This is a genomic window from Psychrobacter fulvigenes, assembly GCF_904846155.1.
In the GTDB taxonomy this organism is placed as follows: Bacteria; Pseudomonadota; Gammaproteobacteria; order Pseudomonadales; family Moraxellaceae; genus Psychrobacter; species Psychrobacter fulvigenes.
The window spans coordinates 420,546-445,791 of record NZ_CAJGZP010000001.1; the positions used below are offsets into that span (position 1 = coordinate 420,546).

Below are 25,246 nucleotides of genomic sequence, written 5' to 3' on the forward strand. Positions count from 1 at the left end.
GAAATTACATACCACGAACGCGGCGTACGTCTTCAGCAGTGATGTCGTCACGGTCTATGATATTGCCTTCACGGTCGACAACATGGCCTTCATCATTGACGTCTAGCTCTTCACGCTGGATAGTCTCAAGGATAGTCTCTGTGTGGCGTTCGGTGGTTTTACCGACATTCACTTCTTCTGTGACGTATGTTTCTTTACCAACGCGAGCACGTTCAGCTTCTAGCTCAACCTCGATAGATTCGTTGCCAGTCACATCACCGATACGACGATCCGTTGGGCGATCTACATTGGTACGTTCGATATGAGCATGCTCTTCTTCTAGCTCCACATCGACATTACGGTCTTCTGTAACCACATGCTTGCCTACTTTTACCAGACCTGCAACGATGCGGTCTTTATTCACCGTCAGGCGCTCTTCTAGGAGCTCTAGGGTATTTGGTGCATCATAGGCAGTATCTGCAATATCCATACGCTCTTCTGTCGGTACGGTGTCAGCGACAAAGGCTTGACGATCTTTTTCGTACTGGTCTTTATAGCTGTACTGATAGTCATGGTCATACTTCTCCATGGCTTCTACTTGTGACTTGGTTAGGCTATCAAAGAATACGTCATCACCAACGATGCGAGCAAGACCTGCTGGCACAAGGACTTCTTTTGAGCTAAACCATCCACCAACATCAACAATCAAATAACGAATGCGGCCAGTCGTATCTTCTACTAGAGCACCTTCAATTTTACCGATTTTTTCTTCATTGACGCCATAAGCAGTTTTGCCTGTTGGGTCAAAGTAATCATCACCAATAAGGTCTTGATGCGTTGCTTGGATATCTTTTAAACGAATTAGTTGGCTCATTGTTGTCATCCTTTTCTATTATTAAGTCATTTTTATGAAAATATAGCGCTAATATTAACGCTCATATCAGCACTCATTATTGAGTCTTATTAAAAATAAATTTGCTGTATATAGCAGCAAGTGTTTTTATACTCGTTGTCTTTGCTTGCTGCTCCAACAACATGTGATTATCGTAACACTAAGATTTTTAATGAAATATAGGAGTGAAGTAGCCGTGTGTGCAACTGACGTAATTGCGTGTAATGGGCTGTAAGTGCCACAACATTGTAAGGGTAAAAATTAACGCTGCTTTACATTGAGATGAGATTGCGACTTAATTTTATACCAAACCCAAAAAGTACGATTAATTTTGTCAAACTTGCTAAGCCTACTAGGAGTAGTACTTGCACAAGTTTGCCGCGTTACTCTAATTTTTGGAAGTGGTATTAGTTCAGTGAAAAGTTATCAGGCACAAAAAAACCGCACTGTACGCTGACAGTGCGGTCATCGAGTTTTAAGGCAATTTACAAAACCAGCTTTTGTAAAGCAAGCTTATTTAGGCAAGTTCAATAGCGACAGCAACAGATTCACCGCCACCGATACACAAAGCTGCAACGCCTTTTTTGCCACCAGTACGTTTCAGTGAGTTGATAAGCGTCACTAAGATACGTGCACCTGAAGAACCGACAGGATGACCTAAGGCACAAGCACCGCCTTCGATATTTACTTTAGCAGGATCGATTTTTAGCTCGTCCATGGCTGCCATAGTAACCATGGCAAAGGCTTCGTTGATTTCCCATAGATCAACATCTTCAACCGACCAACCTGCTTTAGGCAATAACTCATTGATAGAGCCAATATTTGCAATGGTAAACTCACTTGGATGACGTGAGTGCGAGGCAGTAGCGATGATACGTGCTTGATATTCAAGCCCTTCAGACTTAGCCTGCGACTCTTTCATCAGTACGACAGCTGCTGCACCGTCTGAGATAGAGCTAGAGTTTGCTGCAGTGATAGTACCGTCTTTGGCAAAGGCTGGGCGCAGCGTAGGAATACGCTCAATATTGGCAAGACCTGGCTCTTCGTCAGTATCGACTGTTTGCTCGCCTTTACGGGTCTTAAAAGTAACTGGCTCAATCTCGTTTTTGAAATGACCGTCTTTGATAGCGGTTAAAGCGCGGTTGACAGACTCAATAGCAAACTCGTCCATTTGCTCACGCGTGTAGCCTTTTTCATCAGCCATCTCTTGCGCGAACTGACCCATTAGGCGGCCAGTTTCGGCATCCTCAAGACCGTCTAAGAACATATGATCTTTGACTTCTTTATGCCCCATACGATAGCCACTACGTGCGCTTGGCATGATATAAGGGGCATTGGTCATTGATTCTAGACCACCTGCGACAGCGATGTTGATGCTACCCGCTTTGATCGCATCATGGGCTTGCATCACAGCTTTTAGACCAGAGCCGCACAGCTTATTAATGGTAACGGCACCTGTCGCATCAGGTAGACCTGCTTTACGCATTGCTTGGCGGGCAGGGCCCTGGCCAAGACCAGCTGACAGGATACAACCCATAATGACTTCATCAACGCTCTCTGCGCTGACGCCTGCACGCTCTACCGCCGCTTTGATAGCAGTGGCGCCTAGATCGGTAGCGCTAACGTCTTTTAGTGCGCCTTGAAAGGCACCCATTGGAGTACGGGCACCATTAACAATTACAATTGCATCATTAGACATTATTTTTTCCTTGTTGGCATGTGTTAAAAAGCTCAGCACTCAATTGGTTCGGTGAACCTCTTATAATGCCAAGTATCATTGGAGAATCAGTATCGTTGGACAGTAATTATAATGCGTATATACGAAGCATAATTCAAGTGCGCTGATTCAAATGCTTTGATTAATCAAGCTCATCTAAACGAATACGCACCACTTTGTCCGTGACGGCATCAAGCTTTTCGATTTTTTCGATGGCAAGATTCATCTGATTTTCAACCACAGGTAGGGTTAAGATAATCACGGGTACTTGGCCAAGCTTGTGCGCAGGTTTTTGTAAAATAGCATCAATATTGATACCAGCATCACTCAAGATACGAGTGATATCAGCGAGTACCCCTGGATTGTCATAAGCGTGGACACGTAAGTAGTAGCCTGTTGTCATTTGCTCTGCACGCAGGATAGGCGTGTTAGACAGCTGCTCTGGCATAAAGGCCAGATGCGGTACATGATGACTGCCTTGGCTTTGATCATCATTAGCCTTAGCATCGCCATTGTTACCTAATATGCGTACCAAATCCATGACGTCCGCCATCACGGCTGAGGCCGTTGCACCAGCGCCAGCACCATCACCGCAGTACAGTGTCTGCCCGAGTGGGTGTGAGTTGACCAACACGGCATTTTTTACGCCATTGACATTGGCAAGCAAAGCATCTTGCGGGATCAAGGTTGGATGAACGCGGAGCTCAATACCAGCACTGTCTGAGTCTGCACTGTCACGGCGCACAGCAAAGCCTAGATGCTTGATACGGTAGCCTAGCTCTTCAGCGTAATTGACGTCTTGTAAGGTGATGCCAGTGATGCCTTCACAATAGACTTTGTCAAACTGTAGCGGAATACCGAAGGCGATAGAGGCCAAAATAGCCAGCTTGTGTGCCGCATCGATACCTTCTACATCAAAGGTAGGGTCCGCTTCAGCATAGCCAAGCGCTTGCGCCTCTGCCAGTACGTCTTCGAAGGTCCGACCTTTATCACGCATCTCACTCATAATAAAGTTGCCTGTACCATTGATGATACCAGCCAACCAGTCGATTTTATTGGCCGCGAGTGCTTCACGCATGACTTTGATAATCGGAATACCACCAGCGACTGCTGCCTCGTAGGCCACATGCACGTTGTGTGCTTCCGCCAAGGCAAATATCTCATTGCCATGCTCAGCAAGTAAGGCTTTGTTGGCAGTGACCACATGCTTGCCATTTTTGATGGCGTGGATGATGAGGTCTTTGGCAAAAGTCGTACCGCCGATGACTTCGACGACGATATCGACATTGTCACTGCTTGCAATGGCCATCAAATCATCGTTTTGGACAATACTAGTATCAATATCGTCACGCTGTCTGCGTGTACCAACTTCGGTGATAATGATATCGCGTCCGCTGCGACGTTTGAGTTCGTCTAAGTTGTCATTGATTAGGTTGATCACGCCAGTACCGACAGTACCTAGGCCAAGTATCGCTAGTTTGATGGATTTACTCACAGTATCCTCAGGAGGTCAAATAGGTGAAAAAAAAGTAAATAACGCTTTATCGTATCATACTGATAAGCGCTAAGGGCGTCTACACAATGTACGGTCGCGTATAGTGCTTTTTTATGAACAATTAGGTTTATCTGTTACTAATATCAGTTGATGCCTACCGCTTGCGCCAACTGCGCTGCTGGTAGATAGCCGCCGACTTGCTCACCAGACTCAGTAAAGATAGCAGGCGTACCGCGCACACCCAGACTGGCACCTAAAGCCATATGCTCGGCGACCGGATTGTCACAGGTAGGTGCTTGTACGTTGGCACCCATCTTGGCTTGATCCATCGCAGCGATGCGATCTTCACTACACCAGATCGCTTCCATCTTAGGAATCGATTGCTGATTACGCGGCCAAGCCAAATAGCGCACTTCGATGCCACGGGCATTGATGTCTTCTATTTCTTCATGGAGCTTGGTGCAGTAAGGGCAGTCGGCGTCGGTAAACGAATAAATGACTGATTTGGTTGCGCCTGTCGCTGGATAAATGATCATCTCACTTTTATCGACATTTTTTAGCGTTTCTTGAGCAGTACGGGCGACTAACGGACTACTGATATCAACAGGCACTTCGCCGCCGACACTGATGATCTGACCTTGAATAATATGTTTGCCTGACTTGTCAGTAAAGAAAGACGGCAGACCTTCAGCGCTCACCCAGTAGATGCCTTCCATATCTGTTGGCACTGCTGAGGTGATGGTTTCCTCAATGCCAGAGGCCTGCAAGTTCTCTTGTAAAGACTTGACGACTGCTGGGTCACTGTCTGCTGTAGCAGTATTTGTAGTACTACTTGTCTGCACGTTTTTTACCGTACTGCTATCGCTGGCCGCATTATTCGAGCAGCCTGCTATGCCTAGCACGAGCAAAGCACTTATGATGGAATGAGAGAGTTTATTGCGAATAAGCGCAGTGCTAGAGTTTTTGACAGTAGAAGATAAAAAAGACATATGATGTTTCCTGTGGGCAGGCACGCCTAAACATGGTTTTGGTATAAACTGAGATCGGAAAGTTGTAGGTTTATAACGCATTTACTGCTAAAAAAAAGCATAATAAAGTAGCGTTAAAATATTTTATAGCATTTAAAACGCTCTATACTAACATATTTAGATAAATGACCGTCAAAAGGCTAGTACCTTAAATTGCTAACGCGTTAAACAACAAAAAATAAAAACAAGATACATTCTTACTATGTCATACATGGCGTTGGCTAAGTAGGCTACAATAAATATTAGCAGATATTTTACTTATTCATGGCATCATTTATGCTGTGAAAATCATATAACAAAAACTTACTCTAAGGAACGCGCATGGCAGGTGGTAGTTTATTAATGTTACTCGACGATATCAGTGTCATTTTAGATGATGTGTCAGCCATGACTAAGGTGGCGGCCAAAAAGACAACTGGGGTATTGGCTGATGACTTGGCACTGAATGCTGAGCAGGTGTCTGGGGTCAAAGCAAATCGAGAATTGCCAGTGGTATGGGCGGTAGCAAAAGGCTCTTTTGTTAACAAACTTATCATAGTGCCAGCAGCATTGCTTATTAGTGCTGTCTACCCACCTCTAGTTACCTTTTTATTAATGTGCGGCGGCTTATACTTAGCTTATGAAGGGGCAGAGAAGGTCATTCATAGGTTTTGGCCCCACCTATTACCCCATGACGAGCAGCAGACTGCCCGTCTGCAAGCCAATGCGCAAAACGTCGACTTGGTAGCCCTTGAGAAGCAAAAAATCAAAGGCGCTGTCAGGACGGATTTTATTTTGTCGGCTGAGATTATCGTGATTGCGCTCGGCTCAGCAGTAGCATCAGGTGCTACTTTTATGCAAAAAAGCTTGGTGTTGTCTGTCATCGCTGTCGCTATCACCGTTGGTATTTATGGTTTGGTTGCAGGTATTGTAAAAATAGATGATGCAGGTTTGCATCTGATGGACAAAGAAAGTGACGTTCAACAAAAAATAGGTAAGGTTTTATTTACTGCTGCTCCTAAGCTTATGAAGTTCTTATCTATTGCTGGTACGCTCGCCATGTTTTTGGTCGGTGGTGGTATTTTGGTTCATGGTATCGGATTTTTACAAGATGGCGTAGAGGATATAGCGGATCTGACAGGGATCTTTGAAAGCGTGACCACTACACTGTTGAATGGTGTTATCGGCTTCATCATTGGCGCTGCCGTTGTCGCTATTTTTACTATTATAGGCAAGATACGCGGTAATAATGGTAAGTCGTCTGCACACTGATGCTCTCGATTTACTATAGGTTAGCGCAGGCTGTGGCTTTAGTTAGTTGAGAGTGTGCTCAAAATAGAAAACCCCCAAAATTGCTAGCAAATTTGGGGGTTTTATTTTGTATACAGTATCAGAGCTAGAGCGTGTATTAGCTGTCGCTATCCGAGTGTTCAGATTCTGCTTTTTCCGCTTGCGAGGGCTTTTTATGCTCAGATTTTGGCTTGCGACTACGAGCCTTAGGAACCTTTGGCGTCGTCAAACTAAACATACCCGTTTGTGGCAGCAGTTGCTCAGCGACATTTTCAATCATGTTTTTATAGCTGGCAATCGTGGTTTTAGACTTACCTGATGCATCCTCTGTCGCAGACTCATCATTATCTGCTTGCTCGACTTCTAGCAAATGCTCACTTTCAGCACTGATATCGTCCGCTTGCTGCTGGCTGCTCAAAGCGTCTGCTTCTATTTCATCGGCAGCGACTTCACTGCTGTCTTGCGTAGTATCGGCTTGGAGTTCATCAGCTGAAGCCTCATTAGTCACGGCCTTTGACAGCTCATTACTGTCAGTTTCAGGGCTTTCACCTTCAGGGCTTTTGGTTTCAGAACCCTCAGCTTCAGATGCCGAGTCCGCTTGCTGCTGTGTCTCCTGACTGTGCTGCTCCGGCTGTGCATTTTCAACACTAAGCACTGCTACTTCTTGGTAGTCAGGATGCTGTCCACGAGGGTCATTGCTAGCGCGTTTGCTGATAGCGCGTGGTTCAACTTCCGTCTTACCTTGAGCCAAAGCAAACTGGCTGACGGCTTGGGTCATGGCATCGAAGCGTGCAATATAATCCGCGCTTAATGGCTCATAGCCGTAGTTGCTAAAGTCAAACTCGCCATTATCGACAGCAGCTTTTGCATTGTCATCAGCAGGTTTGGTTTGCTGTGCTTGTGCGTCAATAGCGGCAATGAAACAGCTGATCACACCGTCATTTTGCAAACGACTCTCTGCGTCTGTTAAGGCTGCACGGATGAACGCTCCAACCGTACCACGAATAGCTGGTGCACTCGTCTGAGCTTGCGCGCTGACGTCTACAGTTGCAGCACTTTGCTGCTGGCGCACGACACGTGGGTCATTACTGGCTTGACCAAACTTCTCAGCGGTCACGTAACGCTCAGCAAAAAACTCATCATGAGTCAGCGTAAACTCAGCGCTCTTGTCAGCACTACTGGTATCAGTGCTGACCGTTGCCTCAGCTGCATTATGACTGTCAGTAGCTTTAGCGTCTGCAGTAGTATCTAAAGCAGTATCTACAGTGCTCTCAGGTGCATCGGCTTTTGCCGCCACAGGCTCTTGCTCTGTCGCACTGCTCTCAGAAGCTTTGCTATCTGTCGCTTGGCTTTCTTTGGCTGTGCTAGGCTGCGAGATACTCTCAGCCTTATCTGCAGTAGCAGTTTCAGCTTTTGTCTCGCTGACGGGAGCTGACGTTTGCGCGGCTGGCTTACTATCGCTGCGGTTAGGAGTATCAGACGGCTTGTCAGTTGCTACTACGTTGGTTGCATTAGCTTGCGTGGCCACATCCTTAGGTGCCGCTTTTCCTGCCTTACTGTCGTCTAAAGACAGATGCACCACTTCAGCGGCTTTGAGCTTCGCTGGTGCGACATTGACCTGTAGCGTCACTTCGTTAGGGTCTTGACTGCGCTTAGCATTTGGCTGAGCTTTGTTGTTAGCAGCTGATGACTGGCTGCTTTGTTTGCCATTGTCAGTCGCTGCGGTTAATGTCTCACCACGCTCAAGCTTGCCACGTGAGTCGCGCTTACTATGGGGTTTGCGCTTAGCACGAGATGGCTCGGCAGAGGTGCTGCTGTCTTGACGGTGGTCGTCGTTACGGTCAGCAGTGGTACGCTCGCTGCCATTGCGATCGCTGCCATTTCGTTCATTGCTTTGACGACTGCGGCCACGGTCACTACTGCGCTTGTTATCGTGCTCACGCTTATCTTGACTGTCAGTCTGCTTGTCGCTAGAGCCGTTAGCAGTGCTGCTATCACCCTCATTATCGTCGCGCTGCTCTCTTCTTTGACGCGGCTTAGAAGGTCTTGGTTTGCGTGATTTACGTCTTCTTTTGTCGTCGTTTTCACCCTCGCCATTACTCTGACGAGGTGCTTGGGTGTGCTCGCTTGACTGCTGGCCGTTATCCTGTTGAGCCGCTGCTGCACTTTGAGTTTGGCTCAAAGCACTATTATCAACTTGACCAAACGATCCTAGACTTTGAGCACCTGTATTGACCAGTGCCTCAATGGCTTCGGCAGCATCACGGCTGCTGACACTAGCGGTTGCTTGTGCTTGCGGGGCCTGTGCAAAGAGATTGGATAGCCAAGCGACCGCTTGTGGCTGGGCGGCAGATGCAAGCTGCGTTGCGACTGGAGCAGGGCTAGGCTGATTACTTTGGGCGCCATTGCTTGGAGCTGCAGCGCGCGCTGACGAGACCTGCGTGCTACTGTTGGCAGTAGCTTTGTTCATCGCCACACTACTTGAGCCAGTGCTCGTGGTTGGCTGTGAGCGAGCTTCGTTTTTTTGCTGACTTTGATTGTCAGCAGCTTTACGTGGCTGGCGAGTAGGCTGCTGCTCTGGGCGTTCTTTTTCAGCCGTTTGCCAGTCAACATTATAGCCAAGGTCGCTATGTTCTTGTTGCTGAGTATCGGTGATACGCTCATAGCTTGTCGGGGCAAAGCCGTCACGATTATAGTGCAGCTTGAAGTTAGGTGACTCTAAATGTGCATGTGGCAAGATGGTGATGCGCGTGCCACTGTCTTGCTCTAGATAGACCAAGCTATCACGCTTCTCATTCAATATGAACGCAGCAATATCCGTCGGTACTTCAGCCTGTACTTCACCTTGACGCTCTTTTAAGGCGATCTGCTCAATTTGACGCATGATAGAGAGTGATAGTGAGCGCAGGTCACGAATCATGCCGTTGCCATGACAGCGTGGGCAGATATAGCCAGTCGACTCTTCTAGTGAGGGACGCAGACGTTGGCGGCTCATTTCCATCAAGCCAAACTTCGATATTTCACCAAACTGAACGCGCGCACGGTCGTATTTGGTCGCATCAACCAGACGTTTTTCCACTTCTTTTTGATGCTTATTGTCATTCATGTCAATAAAGTCAATGACGATTAAGCCGCCCATATCACGTAGACGCAGCTGGCGTGCAATTTCATCAGCCGCTTCTAGGTTGGTATGGTAGGCCGTTTCCGCGACGTCTGAGCCTTTAGTTGATTTGGCAGAGTTGATATCGATAGAAACCAGGGCTTCTGTTTGATCAATAACGATTGAACCACCTGATGGCAAGCGTACTTCACGGTGATAAGCGGTCTCGATTTGTTTTTCGACATTGAAGCGCGAAAACATCGGCTCATAGTCAGTATATTTACGCAGCTTATCTGCTTGTTTTGGCATCACCGCATCGATGAAGCCTGCTGCTTCGACATAGGCGTTTTCGTTGTCAATCCAGATCTCAGCGATATCATCACGTAGATAGTCACGTACGGCACGAGTGACCACACCAGCTTCTTGATGCACGAGACGTGGCGACGGATATTTTTGATTTTGTTCTTGAATGGCTTGCCAGATATTGAGCAGGTGGTTTAGGTCATGTTGCAAATCTTCTTGAGTTTTGCCAATGCCAGCGGTACGAATGATAACGCTCATACCTTTTGGTAAGTCAAGATTGCCTAGCATGCGTTTCATGTCTTCACGCAGTTTGCCAGAGATTTGACGCGAGATACCGCCACCACGAGGGTTGTTTGGCATCAGCACCAGATAGCGACCCGCTAAGGAGACATAAGTCGATAGCGCCGCGCCCTTGTTACCACGCTCTTCTTTTTCGACCTGTACGATCAGCTCGTCACCTTCTTTGATGAGCTTTTTGATGTTTTCATCACGTGGGTTGCCGCTTAGATATTCGGCAGAAATCTCACGTATGGGCAAAAAGCCTTGACGCTGTGAGCCATATTCCACAAACACAGCTTCAAGCGATGGCTCGACACGGGTGACGTGGCCTTTATAAATGTTGGATTTTTTTTGCTCGCGCGTACGGTTTTCTAGATCGAAATCGTACAGATGATTGCCTTTACAAAGGGCAACACGAATTTCTTCGTTTTGAGTAGCGTTGATTAAAATGCGTTTCATACCAGTTCCTATGAGTACGCATGACAACGACGAGAGGGGTTTTTATATTAAAATTGGCTGTCAAGTGGCTTTTGAGTAAAGACGTTAACTTGGTAAAAGCGTTAACGGTTTATTCAAGCTACCAAAAGGGCAGCGGCAAATATAAAAATTGCCAAAGCAAACATTGAGCTTGCAGTGTAGTAAGTGACGCTAAAGTAAGCGCTAAATATCGGATGTCAGTTGAGCTTAACGCTCAGATAAATGGTGATAAATAACAAGCTCGACCTCATGGGTATGGATAGTATCGTTATGGCTGAGCTTTCAGTACTCGCTATGAATAGCGCTCGTTTGAAAGTGCCGCACTCTATCGTCTCATACTCAAAGCTTGAGTTTATAGAAGCTATCGCAGGGTGTAAGGCTACAACGTTTCTATGGTCTACTGTTTTGCTAACGCGTGTTATGGTTGGGTGTTATTAATACGCTTTGTAAGAGGGTATTAAAGAGTCAATCCGCTATCATATCAACACCAGCTCATCGCTTGGTATGAGGTCAAATCCATCTGGTCGTTCTAACTATATATTTATCGTATTATCTAATAACATTGATCATATCTTGGTAGCTTATATTATGAGTGCCACTGCACTGATTGTCAGCGGGGCGTACTCGGCAAACAGAAGGGGAACCGGCTTATTGGCGCGGTATCGTATGTGTTTTTATTTAACATTTATCGTATCTGTTTGACCGCCAATACTCAGGCAGCTATAAACCCTTAACATCGGGCTACCGTCACTTGCTCAACTGCGCGTGCCAAAATGATTGCAAAATCAAGTCATGGTCAGGCGTTATTTTTAGAGTAAGATACCTGATAACAGTCAGTATCTTGCTTGATAAAATGAATTGTTAAATTAAATATAATCGTGTTAATAAACTAGGCCAACATGCCCATTTATTAAGCGAAAACAGCACACAATTACTCATTTAACGCCTGACCATGACTTGATTTTGCAATCATTTTGGCACGCGCAGTGGTAAGCAATAACTATTATTGCCGTCGCCTCTGCTTAATTGGCGCTCAACATGCTAAACTATACCAAATCTTTGTGTAAATACCTAACTAAAAATGACAAACTCAAAAATGAATGATGAAACCCCTATCCATGAAGCCCCTGCCATCTTCAACAGCAAAACCCGTCCGCAAAGCGCCGATGATGAGATTAGCACCTTTGAAAAGGTCAATTACCTTGAAGTGACGCGCCATCAGCATGATCAGCGCTTGGATAATTTTTTGCTAAACCGCTTAAAGGGTCTGCCAAAATCGCATATCTATAAAATGATTCGCTCGGATGAGATTCGCGTGAACAATAAACGCTGTAAAGCGCATGATAGACTGCAGCGCGAAGATGTCGTACGTATCGCACCGGTACAGCTGGCGACCCGTGATAAACCCATTATCAGTACTGAGTTTGCCAAAAGCCTGTTGGCACGTGTGGTCTATGAAGATGAGGGGCTGCTCGTACTAAACAAGCCTTCAGGTATTGCCGTCCATGGCGGTAGTGGCCTTGACTTCGGTGTCATCGAAGCCATGCGTGAAGTGACTGGCAAGAAGTACTTGGAGCTAATACATCGTATCGATAAAGATACCTCAGGTCTGCTGATGATTTCTAAGAAACGCTCAGCGCTCAAAGCATTGCAGCAGCATCTGGTAGACAAGACCATCCAAAAGCACTATTTATGTCTAGCAAAAGGGCAGCCTGCGCTTAATGAGCAGCGTATCGATGCGCCACTGCTGCGCTATACGCTTGCCAGTGGTGAGCGCCGCGTCAAGGTAGACGCCCAAGATCCTCAAGCCAAAGAGAGCCAAACGGACATCATTGTCCATGAGCGTTTTATGCTAGCAGGTCAGCCAGTCAGCTTGATCGAAGCCAAGCCACTGACGGGACGCACCCATCAAATCCGTGTACATTTGGCTCATATCGGTCATGCTATCTTGGGTGATGACAAGTACCATGTGCATGACAAGTCAGGCGTGCATCGTCTATGCTTACATGCGTGGCGTTTAGACATTCCAGGTTATGAGACCATTACCGCACCATTACCAGATGAGATGGCGGACTGGTTACCAGAGCAAACCAAGCTGCCTGAATAAGCCGCCGTGACGTTTTAGTATCTGTAATTTATCATCTTATTTATTAAGGTAAGTTCATGAAACAACAACCCAATTATCGTAGCGCAGCAGCTATTAGCTCAAAGCATTCTCATGCATCGACCAATCATTGCTTGATAGACAAGACGCTTATTATCTTTGATTGGGATGGAACTTTGATGGATTCGATTGGTTTAATCGTAGAGACTATGCATATCGCTGGCGAAGCGCACGGTTTTCAAACGACCGACCAAGCAGTGCAAGACATTATTGGTCTTAGCCTAATGAACGGCATTGATATCTTGTATCCCAAAGCCAACGAGTCGCAAAAGCTGGCCATTCAGCAAAGCTACGCCGACTACTATATTGCTAACAGTCATCGCACGCCATTATTTGATCCTATCGAAAATATGCTGCAGCGCCTGCAAGCGCAAGGCAAACAGCTTGCTGTAGCAACTGGCAAAAAGCGAAAAGGCTTAGATCGGGTATTGGATGCGTCTGACAGTCATGACTATTTTGTCATGACCCGCTGTGCTGATGAGTCGGGCTCTAAACCTGATCCGCAGATGCTGACTGATATCCTAAACTATACTCAGCAGCAGATAGCTGACTCGGTGTTTGTCGGTGATAGTATTTATGACATTCAAATGGCGAACCAGTTGGGGATGACCAGTATAGCGGTCAACTATGGCACAGCATCGAGTGTAGAGCTTGCGGCACAACAACCTAGCTATCAGGTCGATACGCCGCAGGATTTGGTTGATCTACTAAGCCCTTAGAAGAAGGCATGTGCAGTGAGCGCTACTAATGAACTACCCACTACCTAAAGAGGTAGGGGTTTCTTAGGTAATACCCATACTTGATACGATGTTTTGTATCAGCGGTTAGGCAAATGGACTAAGCTAACCCCGTCGCACCGACGGTTTTGAGTGTTGCCAGTCTCAAACCCTCATTGAAGATATTGATACTGGCGTTGATGTCTCTATCGTTGGATTGCAAGCAATTTGGGCAATCCCATGATCTTAATGACAACGGTAAATCAGCCTTATTCAGTAAGTGCCCACAGCCTGAGCAGGTCTTAGACGAAGGATACCATCGGTCTATTTTGACAAGCTTTTTGCCGTACCAGTCCGCTTTATAAGCCAGCATGGTAGTAAAGGCTGACCATGAGCTGTCTGATATGGCTTTAGACAACTTTTTGTTCTTAACCATGCTTTTGACGTTTAAGTCCTCAATCGCAATCACATCGTGGTTTTTGATGAGATTGAATGAGAGCTTATGCAGAAAGTCTTTTCGGCAATTCGTGATACGCTCGTAGACTTTGGCGACTTTAATTCTTTGCTTTTGATAGTTGCGATTGTCTGATAATTTGCGATTGGCGGCTTTAGCACCCTCTCGTCGTTTGGCTAAAATTTTTTGTTCTCGCGTAAGCTGAGCTTGTAGCTTTGCTAGAAACTTAGGATTAGCCACTTTTGTGCCGTCTGATAAGACGATAAAGTCGGTTAATCCTAAATCAATACCTACTTTTGAGTGTGTTTTAGTGAATGGTTCGACAACCGTTTCAACCAGTAAACTGACAAAATACTTACCTGTAGGCTCTTTACTGACCGTGGCGCTCTTAATCAAACCATTTATCTTGGCTGGAAACTTGGCTTTGATATGACCAATCTTAGGCAGTTTAACGGTGTTGTTTGTGACCGCTACTGTGCCTTTTTGGTTGTTGGTGGTGTAGCTGTCGCGGTGTCCTTTTTTTTTGAATTTTGGGAAGCCAAAACCTTTGAAGAATTTACTATAAGCGGCTCTAAGATTTTGCTGGACGTTAGCCAGTGCCAAGCTATCGACTTCTTTTAGCCAGTCAAATTCTTTTTTATATTGCGCAGGAGTGTTTTTAAGCTCGATCTTGGTGTTTTTATAATGCTCAATTTTGTCACTAAGCATCCTATTCCAGATAAAGCGTGTGCAGCCGAATGATTTGGCAAAGAATATTTGCTGTTCTTCATTAGGGTACAGCCTGACTTTATGGGCTTTTAGAACTTGCTTTGGCATGAAGCTATTGTACCATGTCAAACCTCTAACGCATTCATCCCACTACTTTAGAAGTAGGGGAATTCTGCGCTGAAATGTTAAAAGTTATTAAAAACCATTAAAAAAAGGGTTTACCATTGACTCATCTAATATGAGCCATATCGTAAACCCTTATTTTTTATTCTGCGTCTTTTCCCTCAAAATCCTCTATCACTGTTTCGACAGCTGCCGCGACTTGTTCACCATCAAGCTTGTACTGATACCATTTACCCATGACCCCAGCCAGTTCATCAATGCCGTCTTTTCTAAGGGCAGAGAATAGCTGAATGGTGCAAGATGACAATCCTAACTTTTTTAACGCTTGACGGGTATTCAGCAGGGCATTTTTGGCAGCGCCATACTTTAGCTTGTCAGCTTTGGTTAATAAGATGTGTACGGGTAGCTCACCGTCTTTTGCCCAGTGCAGCATTTGCTCATCAAAGAACTTTAGCGGATGACGAATATCAGTGAGCAATACTAAGCCTGCCAGACTTGAGCGTGATACCAAGTATTCCTCTAGCTCGACCTGCCATTCTTTTTTCATTTCAAGCGGTACGGCAGCATAACCATATCCAGGCAGATCGACCAGTCTAGTATCGGTATCTCCGATACTAAAAAAGTTAATCATCTGCGTACGGCCAGGGGTCTTTGATGAGCGTGCAAGCTGACGCTGATTGGTCAAGGCGTTGATGGCTGAAGATTTGCCAGCGTTTGAACGCCCTGCAAAGGCGACTTCTAAACCCTCATCGGGAGGACAGAGACGGAAGGTCGGCGCTGAGGTCATAAACTCAGTTTGTTGTATGCGCTGACGGGCTTTGGTATTGAATGCCGCATGTTCGGCGGCGACGTCTTTATACTGGGTACTCATAAATAACTCATTAACAATTAGAAAATAAAAAACGAAATAAGGGGTAGCAGCGTAAAGAAAACCAGCTTTTTAATAGCAACTCAGTCATGCAGCCTCTGGATGAGTTTTACTATAAAGGATATCCAATAAAGCGACAGATGATATGATGGTTTACTTAATGACAAAGCTATGACTATGTTGACAACAGCATAACACTAAAATGCGCCGTCGCTTAGTGAAAGTTAGAGAACAGCTAAGATGCTCTGATGGCGAAAACAGGATATTTCTATATTGATAAGAAATATTTTGTTACTATGATAGAAGTATCAAGGTAAAAGCGTTTAGCAATCGCCCTATTATAAATCAACACGATAATGAGGTGTGACCTCGTTGATTAATACCTTAAAGAGCACCAGATTATATTTATCAATCATCAGCCAATGGAGGTGTCAGATGTCTACAATAAATACACTTTTCGTCAAAGCAGGCTGGACTTTGGGCAGCACTGCATCAGCGCTCTTACTCAGTATTGCTATGATGAGTAGTGGGGTAGCTGCGGATGACATATCAACTGTTTACAATAATTCATGCGCTGCCTGTCACGATAGTGGCGCCTTGAATGCGCCTAAGAAGGGTGACCGTGCCGCTTGGCAAAAGCTCATTCAACAAAAAGGCATGGATGGACTGGTAAACTCCGTCAAAGGCGGTATGACTCAGATGCCAGCAGGTGGACTACACGAGAGCGGGAATGATACAGAGTATCGTAAGCTGATTGAGTATATGAGTAAATAAACGTACCGAGCATAGTGATTGAGGTTTGTTGAGCATAAAAAACTAAGCTCAATAAGGTTTAAATGACAATATATATATGCTGATGATGTCCTTATCGATACATCATAGATAGAAAAATCATCATATATTATGATTAAGTAGGCAAATCCTATAAAGTCTTGCTATAATAATCGCAAATAAACCCTGATATTAGTAAGTACTTTCAGGCTGCTTGTGATTAAGACCTAAAACTGTATGAATTGCTTCGTTATATATCATAGCTTGGCTGATGATTCATATTAAGGTGTCTATCAATACAATCAATCTAAACAATGCTTACGTCGAGTTAGTAGGATTCGTATCAATGAAAAAGTTAATCGCTGCCGCCAGCTTATGTGTTGCAAGTTTCAGCGTACAAGCTGTTATTACTGTTCCTGAATATGATGCTAATGCAGGTAAACAAATCGTTGAAACGGTCTGTGCCGCCTGTCATGGTATGAACGGTATAAGCCCTATTCCCTCTCAGCCTAATCTGGGTGGTCAAAACATCAAATACATGTACAAGCAATTGATCGATTATAAGACGGGTTACCGCAAAAACGGCATCATGCAATCGCAGATTGCTAACCTGTCACAGCAAGATCTTGCGAACGTATCAGGATACTATGCTGAACAGCCAGTATGGAATGTTGGCTTTGCAGATCCTGCGACCACTGAAGAGGCAACCAAAATATACTTGGGCGGTCAAAAGTCGCGCGGTGTGATTGGGTGTGCTGGCTGTCACGGTCCGGATGCTGCTGGCAATGATTTTGCCGCTTTCCCGCGTTTAGGTGGACAGCATGCGGAGTACATCGCAACTCAGCTCAAACTATTCCGTGCCGCTGGTCGTGAAGACGATATTGCAAGTGATGATAAAAAGCGTATCAATGATGCCGACAAAGAAGGTGAGATGGGCATGATGCAAACAGTGGCAGCGCGCTTGTCAGATCGCGACATTCGTATCTTATCTGACTATATCAGCGCTATTCACTAATTGCTCTTCATTTAGTTATTAAACCCCGTTTTCGGGGTTTTTTTATTGGTATATGTCCCCTATATAGTCAGTTGAAAACAAAACTGTCATAAGTTCAAAAATGCTACTGGTATAAATTTTCCTTGCTTGCTGCGTTCCCAGAGGCTGCGCAAAATTCATCCCAGTAGCACTATAATACTTTTAAATTGAATCTACTATAGTATAGACAGGCTTTTGATACTGCTACAATGAGTCATTTTAAATATCATTAACTTTAGATCGTTTGGATTGAAATTATGATGATCCGTTATGCTTCTTATTTTATGGCAGCATTATTGCCGCTACTTCTATTTCGTTGGTTTGCGCCCGCTTCCATTGGTGAGATTGACTTTTGGTTGCTCTGGTTGCTAGCGATGGTTCTAGTATCACTACCAGTGGTCTATGCCGAGATAGCACTGGCCTATCGTAGTGTTGATGCGCCTCTAGCTGGCATGCAAAAGCTCACTCGTGAGGCAGATGCCAGTCCGCTCTGGCGTAGCTTTGGTTGGCTAGCCGCGATTGTCGCCATCATCATTGCTGCTCTTGTCATCTCAGGAGCGAGCATTGGTCTCCTATCTGCTTTGGCTGAGCTAGGCAGTGCGCCTAATCTGCCAAGCTTTGCCGTTGCTGCAGGCCTCATGATCATTGCACTACTGTTAAGCCTACTTGGAGTCGCGCCATTACCAATAGGCTTAGGGCTTATGGTTGTGGGTTTGGTGATGGGCGTCACTAACGGCTTACCACAAGTCAATTTTGCCATGACTGAGATTAGTCTTACCGAGTGGGCGCGTGCTGTTGCCCTAGCATTGGTCAGTGTGGGAGCAGGTACAGGCTTGTATTGGTTCGGTCAGCATTTGGTGACTAGACAAGACATAACTGCGTTAGAAGCAGGCAATCTGCATGCGCATGATTCACGTGCCTCTAAGTCTGCAAACGCTTACCGCGCTACCAAGTTGGTATTACCTATTTGGATACTACAATTGCTCGTAGGTGTGGTGGCATTGTTTATCAGCGGCTTGACGTTGCCACCTATCGGACAGTTATTATATTGGGCAGGCGTGGTATTTGTAGCCAGTTATCTACTGCACTATAGTGCTCAGCAATTGGCACATAAGTTTGGTTTCTTGGTCAGTTTATTGATGACCTTAGCGCTAGGAGTGCTATTAGTGGTAGCCATACCCACGGCTTGGCTGGTAGGCTTATTAATCATTATTAGTAGCGTGGCAGTGCTATTGTTATCTATCTTTGCTGGCTGGCGCATGAAAATCAGTCATCTGCGTAAGTCTTTGAATTTCAGCAGCGAGGCCTTATATAACTTATGGCGGGTGGCTATTCGTCTCATCGTACCCTTGGCATTGATTTTTGCGTTAATAGGCTGGGTGATGCAGTGGTTAAGCTAACAGATAATGCTTCTATGCAGTCTCAGCCATTAGGGAAGATAGAGACGATAACAGTATATTTAGCGTATGCTGAGGATGTGCAGCGCCAACACTATCTGACTTTACAAGTGATTGGCGGTACGACTTTATATGAAGCGCTCACACAGGCTGGTTGGTTGGTTCAGTTTCCTGAGCTAGCAACATGGTGTGAGCAGGTAGTCGATATCCAGATACCAGCGGCTAAGCGTTGGCACGTTGGTATCTATGCGCAAAAGCAGCCGCTAAGCTATGTCTTGCAGCCGCTTGATCGTATCGAGGTCTATCGTAGCTTGAGCGCTGATCCAATGTCTCAGCGCAAAAGTAGAGGTATACAAAAAAAGCAGAAGTAAGCCGCTAAGCCATAATATTAAGCTACTAAGCGATAGTATAAGTATTGCAGCTATGGGCTTAAGCTATAGAGCGCTTAGGATTCAGGTAACGTTTCGATACCTTCAATACGATTAACAATACCATTGGCATCAAAGTAAATAGTCAGATGCTGACTGGCGTTTTTGACATCCGCAATACCATCACGCTTACCTTGAGTGCCTGCTTGATAGTCATAGATATAATCCCAGCGATTGGGCGCTAAGGTATCTCGAATGGCTGGACTTCCCAATATATATAATACTTGGTTTTGATTCATACCGACTTGTAGCTTTTGCACTTGGGTCTGGGTAATAGGTGTACCCTGAGGTAAGTCAATTGTATACACACTAAACAATGAGCAACCAGATAGAGCGACAGTGGCACCAAGGGTCGCAGTAATCATAAGTTTACGTAAGGTATTTACCTTGTTAGATGTGCGATGGTTCAGTGTAAGATAAGTTAGAGGCTTTATCATGGTAAGATGACTCATAAATAATGGGTTAGGCACGGTTAAGGGCAACGGATGCGTGTCTTACCGGCAATCTTTGACAAATGATACGTTATTTACTTGCAATTGCCTACCACTTACGACATTATTTACCAAACACTACCTAATGTAATCTAGCATTTATATTTTAAATTCATAGACTTAACATGGCTGCAAGCGTTAGGTAACGGCATGATGTTATCATACAGAACTACTACCATTGCTTTTAGATATAAAGCTTGTTAGATAGACAGTTATTGTTAACGGTTTTTATTTCTCGAAATTTTTGCTAAGACTTTAATAGTCATAAGGGATACCATGGCTTCTTTATCCAATCAAGAACTACGTAAAGCGGGATTGAAAGTAACCTTGCCACGTCTCAAGATTTTGGAGTTGCTTGAGAACGCTGAGTTGCATCATATGAGTGCAGAGGAAGTATATAAGGCACTGATTGAGCAAGGAGAAGACGTAGGTCTAGCGACAGTTTACCGAGTGCTGACACAATTTGAACAAGCGGGTATTGTCGAGCGTCACAACTTTGAAAATAACTTATCTGTCTTTGAAATCACTCAAGAAGAGCATCACGATCATCTCGTTTGTGATATTTGCGGTAAGATTGTGGAGTTCCGTAACGCAATCATCGAAGAACAGCAGTTAAAGGTTGCAGAAGAGTTCGGTTTTACGCTGTCTGGTCACTCACTGGTGCTGTATGGTATCTGTGATAATCAAGAATGCAAAGACAGTGCTAAATAAGCTACGTGATGTCTATTTTTGCTGTGCATTAGCATGAAGTGCTAGACAGTTTGAATCAAAAAAAAGCGCTCACCTTGAGCGCTTTTTTAGTGGTTAATAATAAGCGATTAACGCATATCTAAAGATAAACTATTGGCGTTTTCATCCACGTTTGCAGTGCTGTTTTTACCATAAAGCTTGATTTTTAGACGTACATCATTTGGTGAGTCAGCATGTTTTATAGCATCGTCATAGGTAATATCGCCGTTTTCGTATAGATCAAACAGTGCCTGATCAAAAGTTTGCATACCGCTATCGCGTGAGCGTGTCATGACATCTTTGATTTCGTGCAGCTCGCCTTTACGGATATAGTCGCTAATCAGCTGCGAGTTCAGTAGGATTTCAATGGCGGCACGTCGACCCTTACCATCAGGAGTTGGAATCAATTGCTGAGCAATAACCGCCTTTAAGTTCAGGGACAAATCCATAAATAGCTGATTATGACGGTCACTTTCAAAGAAGTGAATAATGCGGTCAATGGCTTGGTTAGCGTTATTGGCGTGCAAGGTGGCAAACACCAAATGCCCTGTTTCGGCATATTGAATGGCATAGCTCATTACCTCTCGGTTACGAATCTCACCAATCAAAATAACATCAGGCGCTTGGCGCAGCGTGTTTTTTAGCCCTGCCTCAAATGATAAGGTATCAATGCCAACTTCACGCTGGGTGATGATACAGCCTTGATGCTGATGCACAAATTCTATCGGATCTTCGATAGTAATGATGTGGCCGTGAGAGTTTTGATTACGGTAGCCTACCATCGAAGCAAGTGTCGTCGATTTCCCTGTACCCGTTGCGCCTACTAACAGAATGATGCCACGTTTTGTCATGGCCAGCTCTTTAAGTGAGGGCGGCAAATTAAGCTCTTCAACGGTCGGGATTTTAGTTTCGATCTTTCTGAGAACCATCGCTGCCATATCACGTTGAATAAAAGCACTGACCCGAAAGCGTGCCTGCTGCGCTTTATCTGAGATGGCAAATTGACATTCGTGAGTCTCATCGAATTCTTTTTTCTGAGCATCTGTCATAATGCTTTTAACCAAAATCATGGTTTGTTCAGCGGTCAGAGGGGTTTGGCCTATAGGGCAGATTGTGCCATTTACCTTCATCGAAGGTGCGACATTGGCAGTGATAAATAAATCTGAGCCGTTCTTTTTTATCATGAGTTGCAGCAGTTTATCGAAGTCCATAGCATGCCTATATTAAAATGATGTTATTAAGGAAAAAGTCAGTTCTTAGTGCTAGATAAAGTCATCAGGCTGCTTAGCATATGGCCGTGCAACATCTTTATGAATCGTGCCTTTGGATACCAAGTTTTTCAGTGATTGATCCAGAGTAATCATGCCGTCACCTGCGCCAGTCTGAATAGATGAGTACATCTGCGCGACTTTGTTTTCACGGATTAAGTTACGAATAGCAGGTGTCCCCAGCATAATCTCATGCGCCGCGACTCGTCCGCCTGTTTGTCTGCGTAGCAGCGTCTGGGAAATGACAGCCTGTAGGGATTCAGATAACATCGCACGAATCATGTCTTTTTCAGAGGCAGGAAAGACATCAATCACTCGGTCAATGGTTTTGGCCGCGGAGCTGGTATGCAAGGTGCCAAATACCAAGTGACCCGTTTCGGCAGCGGTTAAGGCCAGACGAATAGTCTCAAGGTCACGTAGCTCACCAACCAAGATAACGTCTGGATCCTCACGTAGTGCCGAGCGTAGTGCAGGCTCAAACCCTAAGGTATCGCGGTGCACCTCGCGCTGGTTGATGAGGCTTTTTTTGGATTCATGGACAAACTCAATGGGATCTTCGATGGTCAAAATATGCTCTTTACGCGTATCATTAATATAATCAATCATAGCTGCTAGTGTCGTTGATTTACCAGAGCCAGTAGGACCAGTCACGAGTACCACACCGCGCTTGAAGTCTGAAACCCGTTTAAATACTTCGCCCATGCCTAAATCGTCTAGGGTTAATACCTCTGATGGAATCGTACGGAATACAGCACCAGCACCGCGGTTTTGATTAAAAGCGTTTACCCGAAAGCGAGCTAAGTTTGGGATTTCAAAAGAGAAATCCGTCTCAAAAAACTCCTCAAAGTCAGCGCGCTGCTTGTCATTCATGATGTCATAAATCAGCTGATGCACAACCTGATGACTCATCACTGGCATATTGATACGTGTGATCTCGCCATCGACTCGAATCACTGCCGGCATGCCAGCGGAGAGATGTAAGTCTGAGGCTTTATGCTTAACTGTGAACCGCAGCAGATCTTCGATACTTAAGTTACTTTTTTCAGTCATGGTCAGGAATTCCTAATGATCAAAATGGGTAGATATATAAAAGGCTATTTTTCCGCGTTATAAAATCCATATAAATACGTTAAGATAGGCGTGGCAGGCAGCAACGTATTGATAAATACTAATTAATAAAAGTATCAGGTTAAATTATTTTTGTATTTCTTACTGTGTTAACAGTATATGTTAAATCGTGTAACAATATCATAACAAGACTGCTGATATTTAACCATCCACTAGACAAATTAAATAAAAAATATTCAGTGTGGAAAATCAGTTAAAAAAAGGGTTCTGTTATTATTTTATATTGACGAATATTTAACCCATATTTATCTTTAAGAAACTCAAACGGGCCATTTATGTATAGTGATTTTACAGGTCACACCAACAGTGAGGTTATAAAGAGCGACATGGCAGATAATCTTGATCAGCAAGGTAACTTTGATAAACAAGCTTTGATCGATAACTGGCAACAGGTAAATCATCAAATAAAGGAGGCTTGTACTCAAGCAGAGGAGAGGGAAGCAGGAAGCGTTAGTTTATTGGCAGTATCAAAGACCAAGCCTGCTGAGATGATCGCAGCATTAGCTCAGCAAGGTCAGCGTGATTTTGGCGAAAACTATCTACAAGAAGCCATTGAAAAGATTACAGCACTGCAAGCTCAGCCTGATACGAATCACATTGCATGGCATTACATCGGTCATATACAGCGTAATAAAACCCGTGATATCGCCGAGCATTTTGACTGGGTACAAACAGTAGAGCGCGATATCATCGCCAAACGCCTGCATAGTCAGCGCCCTGATAACTTACCGCCTCTGAATGTGTTGATTCAAGTAAATATCGATAATGAGGACAGCAAGTCTGGTTGTTTGCCTGAAGAGTTGCCAGAGCTGATAGTCTCTATCAAAGATTATGAGCGTCTGCAGCTACGAGGTCTGATGATTATCCCAGCCCAAGAGGATACAGATGCTTTTGCGCGCACCAAACAGCTGTTTGAGCAGATTCAACAAGCGTATCCAGAGCTCAAGGCATGGGATACGCTGAGCATGGGCATGAGTGGTGATATGGCAAATGCCATCGCTAATGGCTCTACGATGGTACGTGTTGGCACAGCCATATTTGGTACGCGTGACTAGTCGCTGATCGTTGGAGGTTTAGATTAAAATTTATTAGGTAACCTCATCGGATTTAGTGACCAGCAGCTGATTGATTTTTAAATGATCAGTGGCCAGTATCTCGAAGTGATAATTGGCATAGTCGATACTGTCGGTCTTTTTGGGTATTTTGCGCAGCATATACATCATAAAGCCACTCATAGTCTCATAGTTTTGGCTGCGTGGCAGATCGACAATTCCCAAAGCACGAATGACGTCCTCAATCGGCGTCATGCCATCTACTAGCCATGAATTATCAGTACGCTGTACGATAGGCTGCTCTTCCAAAGTGACCAGCTCGCCCATCACAATGCTCATGACGTCTCTCAAGGTGAGGACGCCCACGACTAATGCATATTCATTGACGATGACAGCAAAGTCTGCGCCAGTAGACTTAAAGGTTTCTAATACTTCAAATAGTGACAAGGTATCTGGGATAAAGAGAGCAGGTTTTAATAATGCCTTGTCCGTGAGACTGACATCTTGATGCTCAAGCACTAACGCCAAAAAGCTGCGTGACTCAACATAACCGATGATGTTTTCTAGATCATCATCCTTACAGACCAAAAACTTATTATGTGGCTGTTTGATCATGGTCTTGACGATCTCGTCGGTCGTGGCCTTGGTATCGAAATAAACCACATGCTCGCGTGGGTTCATCACTGAAGTGACGGTACGCTCTTGCATCTCAAAGATGTTTTCGATTAAGTGATGTTCTTGTTTTTTGAGGACACCCGCTTCTGCGCCAGCGTCCATCACAGCATAGATGTCTTCTGGAGTCATGTCATCTTGACGTACAGTTGAGATACCAACCAGTTTGAATAATAAGTTGGCTGCTCCATCAAACACCCAAATGACAGGCTTAAATATAAAAATCAACAGCATCATTGGTCGCACTAATTTCACTGCAATAATCTCAGTATTTAGCATAGCCAAGCGTCTGGGCATCAAATCGGCGAGCAATGAAAACAAACTGGTGATTAAGACAAATGATATGATCGATGAGGCAGCTTCATGTTTGATTAATAGCTGTAGATAAGGGCTAATCGCAGACTCACCAACGGCACCCGCTGAAATTGCCACCGCGTTTAGCACGATTTGAACCACAGTGATAAAACTGCCAGGATTGTCCTGCATCTTGAGGACGTCCAGTGCGCGGACGTCACCGTCTTTTGCCATGATTTGCAGCTTAATTTTGCGGCCAGCTGCAATGGCAATCTCGGCACTGGAGACAAAAGCGCTTAGGGCAAGTAATAAAAGAAGATAGATACTAGCAGTTAGCAAACTCATGAGATACTCGGATAAAAACAGATAGGCTCAATCATTGAGCCATTGGAATCTGCTTGATAATTAGAA

The 25,246-nt window shown here is 44.8% G+C and carries 20 protein-coding genes; 9 read left to right on the forward strand and 11 right to left on the reverse strand.

Annotated elements, in window-relative coordinates:
• Positions 1 to 4: 4 nt before the first annotated feature.
• The 4 genes from JMX03_RS01895 to JMX03_RS01910 form a co-directional block, all read right to left on the reverse strand.
• Positions 5 to 853 carry a DUF2382 domain-containing protein gene (locus JMX03_RS01895; RefSeq protein ID WP_201594080.1) on the reverse strand — a complete coding sequence of 283 codons (849 nt, stop codon included), beginning with the start codon at positions 851 to 853 and terminating at the stop codon, positions 5 to 7.
• 535 nt (positions 854 to 1,388) lie between these two features.
• Positions 1,389 to 2,570 (reverse strand): thiolase family protein, encoded by a 1,182-nt coding sequence (locus JMX03_RS01900; protein ID WP_201594082.1) that lies wholly within the window; start codon positions 2,568 to 2,570, stop codon positions 1,389 to 1,391.
• Between the two features lie 160 nt (positions 2,571 to 2,730).
• Entirely contained in the window at positions 2,731 to 4,083 is a 1,353-nt protein-coding gene (locus JMX03_RS01905; RefSeq protein WP_201594084.1) for a homoserine dehydrogenase, read from the reverse strand.
• A gap of 143 nt (positions 4,084 to 4,226) precedes the next feature.
• Positions 4,227 to 5,072 carry a DsbC family protein gene (locus tag JMX03_RS01910; RefSeq protein ID WP_201594086.1) on the reverse strand — a complete coding sequence of 282 codons (846 nt, stop codon included), beginning with the start codon at positions 5,070 to 5,072 and terminating at the stop codon, positions 4,227 to 4,229.
• A gap of 360 nt (positions 5,073 to 5,432) precedes the next feature.
• Here JMX03_RS01910 and JMX03_RS01915 point away from each other — a divergent pair, with 360 nt between their 5' ends.
• Entirely contained in the window at positions 5,433 to 6,362 is a 930-nt protein-coding gene (locus JMX03_RS01915; protein WP_201594088.1) for a DUF808 domain-containing protein, read from the forward strand.
• A 136-nt stretch (positions 6,363 to 6,498) separates the two neighbouring features.
• Here JMX03_RS01915 and JMX03_RS01920 read toward each other — a convergent pair whose 3' ends face one another.
• On the reverse strand, positions 6,499 to 10,521 hold the full coding sequence (locus JMX03_RS01920; RefSeq protein ID WP_201594090.1) for an Rne/Rng family ribonuclease: 4,023 nt from the start codon (positions 10,519 to 10,521) through the stop codon (positions 6,499 to 6,501).
• 1,114 nt (positions 10,522 to 11,635) lie between these two features.
• On the opposite strand from JMX03_RS01920, the gene JMX03_RS01925 reads away from it, so the two are divergent.
• Positions 11,636 to 12,646: an RluA family pseudouridine synthase gene (locus JMX03_RS01925; protein WP_201594092.1), complete on the forward strand. Its 1,011-nt coding sequence runs from the start codon at positions 11,636 to 11,638 to the stop codon at positions 12,644 to 12,646.
• Positions 12,647 to 12,702: 56 nt separating this feature from the next.
• On the forward strand, positions 12,703 to 13,422 hold the full coding sequence (locus tag JMX03_RS01930; protein ID WP_201594094.1) for an HAD-IA family hydrolase: 720 nt from the start codon (positions 12,703 to 12,705) through the stop codon (positions 13,420 to 13,422).
• Between the two features lie 118 nt (positions 13,423 to 13,540).
• Here the strand turns inward: JMX03_RS01930 and tnpB are convergent, their stop codons facing one another.
• Complete coding sequence (gene tnpB / locus JMX03_RS01935; RefSeq protein ID WP_201594096.1) at positions 13,541 to 14,689, reverse strand: IS200/IS605 family element RNA-guided endonuclease TnpB; 1,149 nt, start codon at positions 14,687 to 14,689, stop codon at positions 13,541 to 13,543.
• A 157-nt stretch (positions 14,690 to 14,846) separates the two neighbouring features.
• Positions 14,847 to 15,575 carry a ribosome biogenesis GTP-binding protein YihA/YsxC gene (gene yihA, locus JMX03_RS01940; protein ID WP_201594098.1) on the reverse strand — a complete coding sequence of 243 codons (729 nt, stop codon included), beginning with the start codon at positions 15,573 to 15,575 and terminating at the stop codon, positions 14,847 to 14,849.
• A 432-nt stretch (positions 15,576 to 16,007) separates the two neighbouring features.
• Here yihA and JMX03_RS01945 point away from each other — a divergent pair, with 432 nt between their 5' ends.
• From JMX03_RS01945 to JMX03_RS01960, 4 genes are all read left to right on the forward strand, one after another.
• Positions 16,008 to 16,346 carry a c-type cytochrome gene (locus tag JMX03_RS01945; RefSeq protein ID WP_201594100.1) on the forward strand — a complete coding sequence of 113 codons (339 nt, stop codon included), beginning with the start codon at positions 16,008 to 16,010 and terminating at the stop codon, positions 16,344 to 16,346.
• 343 nt (positions 16,347 to 16,689) lie between these two features.
• Positions 16,690 to 17,358, forward strand: coding sequence for a c-type cytochrome (locus JMX03_RS01950; RefSeq protein WP_201594102.1), 669 nt, complete (start codon positions 16,690 to 16,692; stop codon positions 17,356 to 17,358).
• Between the two features lie 275 nt (positions 17,359 to 17,633).
• On the forward strand, positions 17,634 to 18,776 hold the full coding sequence (locus tag JMX03_RS01955) for a hypothetical protein (RefSeq protein ID WP_201594104.1): 1,143 nt from the start codon (positions 17,634 to 17,636) through the stop codon (positions 18,774 to 18,776).
• On the forward strand, positions 18,764 to 19,144 hold the full coding sequence (locus JMX03_RS01960; RefSeq protein WP_227695122.1) for an RnfH family protein: 381 nt from the start codon (positions 18,764 to 18,766) through the stop codon (positions 19,142 to 19,144). Before JMX03_RS01955 ends, JMX03_RS01960 begins: the two co-directional genes overlap by 13 nt.
• A 74-nt stretch (positions 19,145 to 19,218) precedes the next feature.
• Here JMX03_RS01960 and JMX03_RS01965 read toward each other — a convergent pair whose 3' ends face one another.
• Positions 19,219 to 19,653, reverse strand: a complete 435-nt coding sequence (locus JMX03_RS01965; protein WP_201594106.1) for an outer membrane protein assembly factor BamE — start codon at positions 19,651 to 19,653, stop codon at positions 19,219 to 19,221.
• A 315-nt stretch (positions 19,654 to 19,968) separates the two neighbouring features.
• Between JMX03_RS01965 and fur the strand changes: the two genes are divergently transcribed.
• The gene (gene fur / locus JMX03_RS01970) at positions 19,969 to 20,403 is read left to right on the forward strand and encodes a ferric iron uptake transcriptional regulator (RefSeq protein WP_201594108.1); all 435 of its coding nucleotides are present in this window, start codon (positions 19,969 to 19,971) and stop codon (positions 20,401 to 20,403) included.
• A 107-nt stretch (positions 20,404 to 20,510) separates the two neighbouring features.
• On the opposite strand, the gene JMX03_RS01975 is transcribed toward fur, so the two are convergent.
• Together JMX03_RS01975 and JMX03_RS01980 are read right to left on the reverse strand one after the other, a co-directional pair.
• Positions 20,511 to 21,632, reverse strand: a complete 1,122-nt coding sequence (locus JMX03_RS01975; RefSeq protein ID WP_201594110.1) for a PilT/PilU family type 4a pilus ATPase — start codon at positions 21,630 to 21,632, stop codon at positions 20,511 to 20,513.
• Between the two features lie 51 nt (positions 21,633 to 21,683).
• Positions 21,684 to 22,739 (reverse strand): type IV pilus twitching motility protein PilT, encoded by a 1,056-nt coding sequence (locus tag JMX03_RS01980; protein WP_201575814.1) that lies wholly within the window; start codon positions 22,737 to 22,739, stop codon positions 21,684 to 21,686.
• 404 nt (positions 22,740 to 23,143) lie between these two features.
• Between JMX03_RS01980 and JMX03_RS01985 the strand changes: the two genes are divergently transcribed.
• The gene (locus JMX03_RS01985) at positions 23,144 to 23,872 is read left to right on the forward strand and encodes a YggS family pyridoxal phosphate-dependent enzyme (RefSeq protein ID WP_201594112.1); all 729 of its coding nucleotides are present in this window, start codon (positions 23,144 to 23,146) and stop codon (positions 23,870 to 23,872) included.
• Positions 23,873 to 23,905: 33 nt separating this feature from the next.
• On the opposite strand, the gene JMX03_RS01990 is transcribed toward JMX03_RS01985, so the two are convergent.
• Positions 23,906 to 25,180, reverse strand: a complete 1,275-nt coding sequence (locus JMX03_RS01990) for a hemolysin family protein (protein WP_201594114.1) — start codon at positions 25,178 to 25,180, stop codon at positions 23,906 to 23,908.
• Positions 25,181 to 25,246 lie beyond the last annotated feature (66 nt).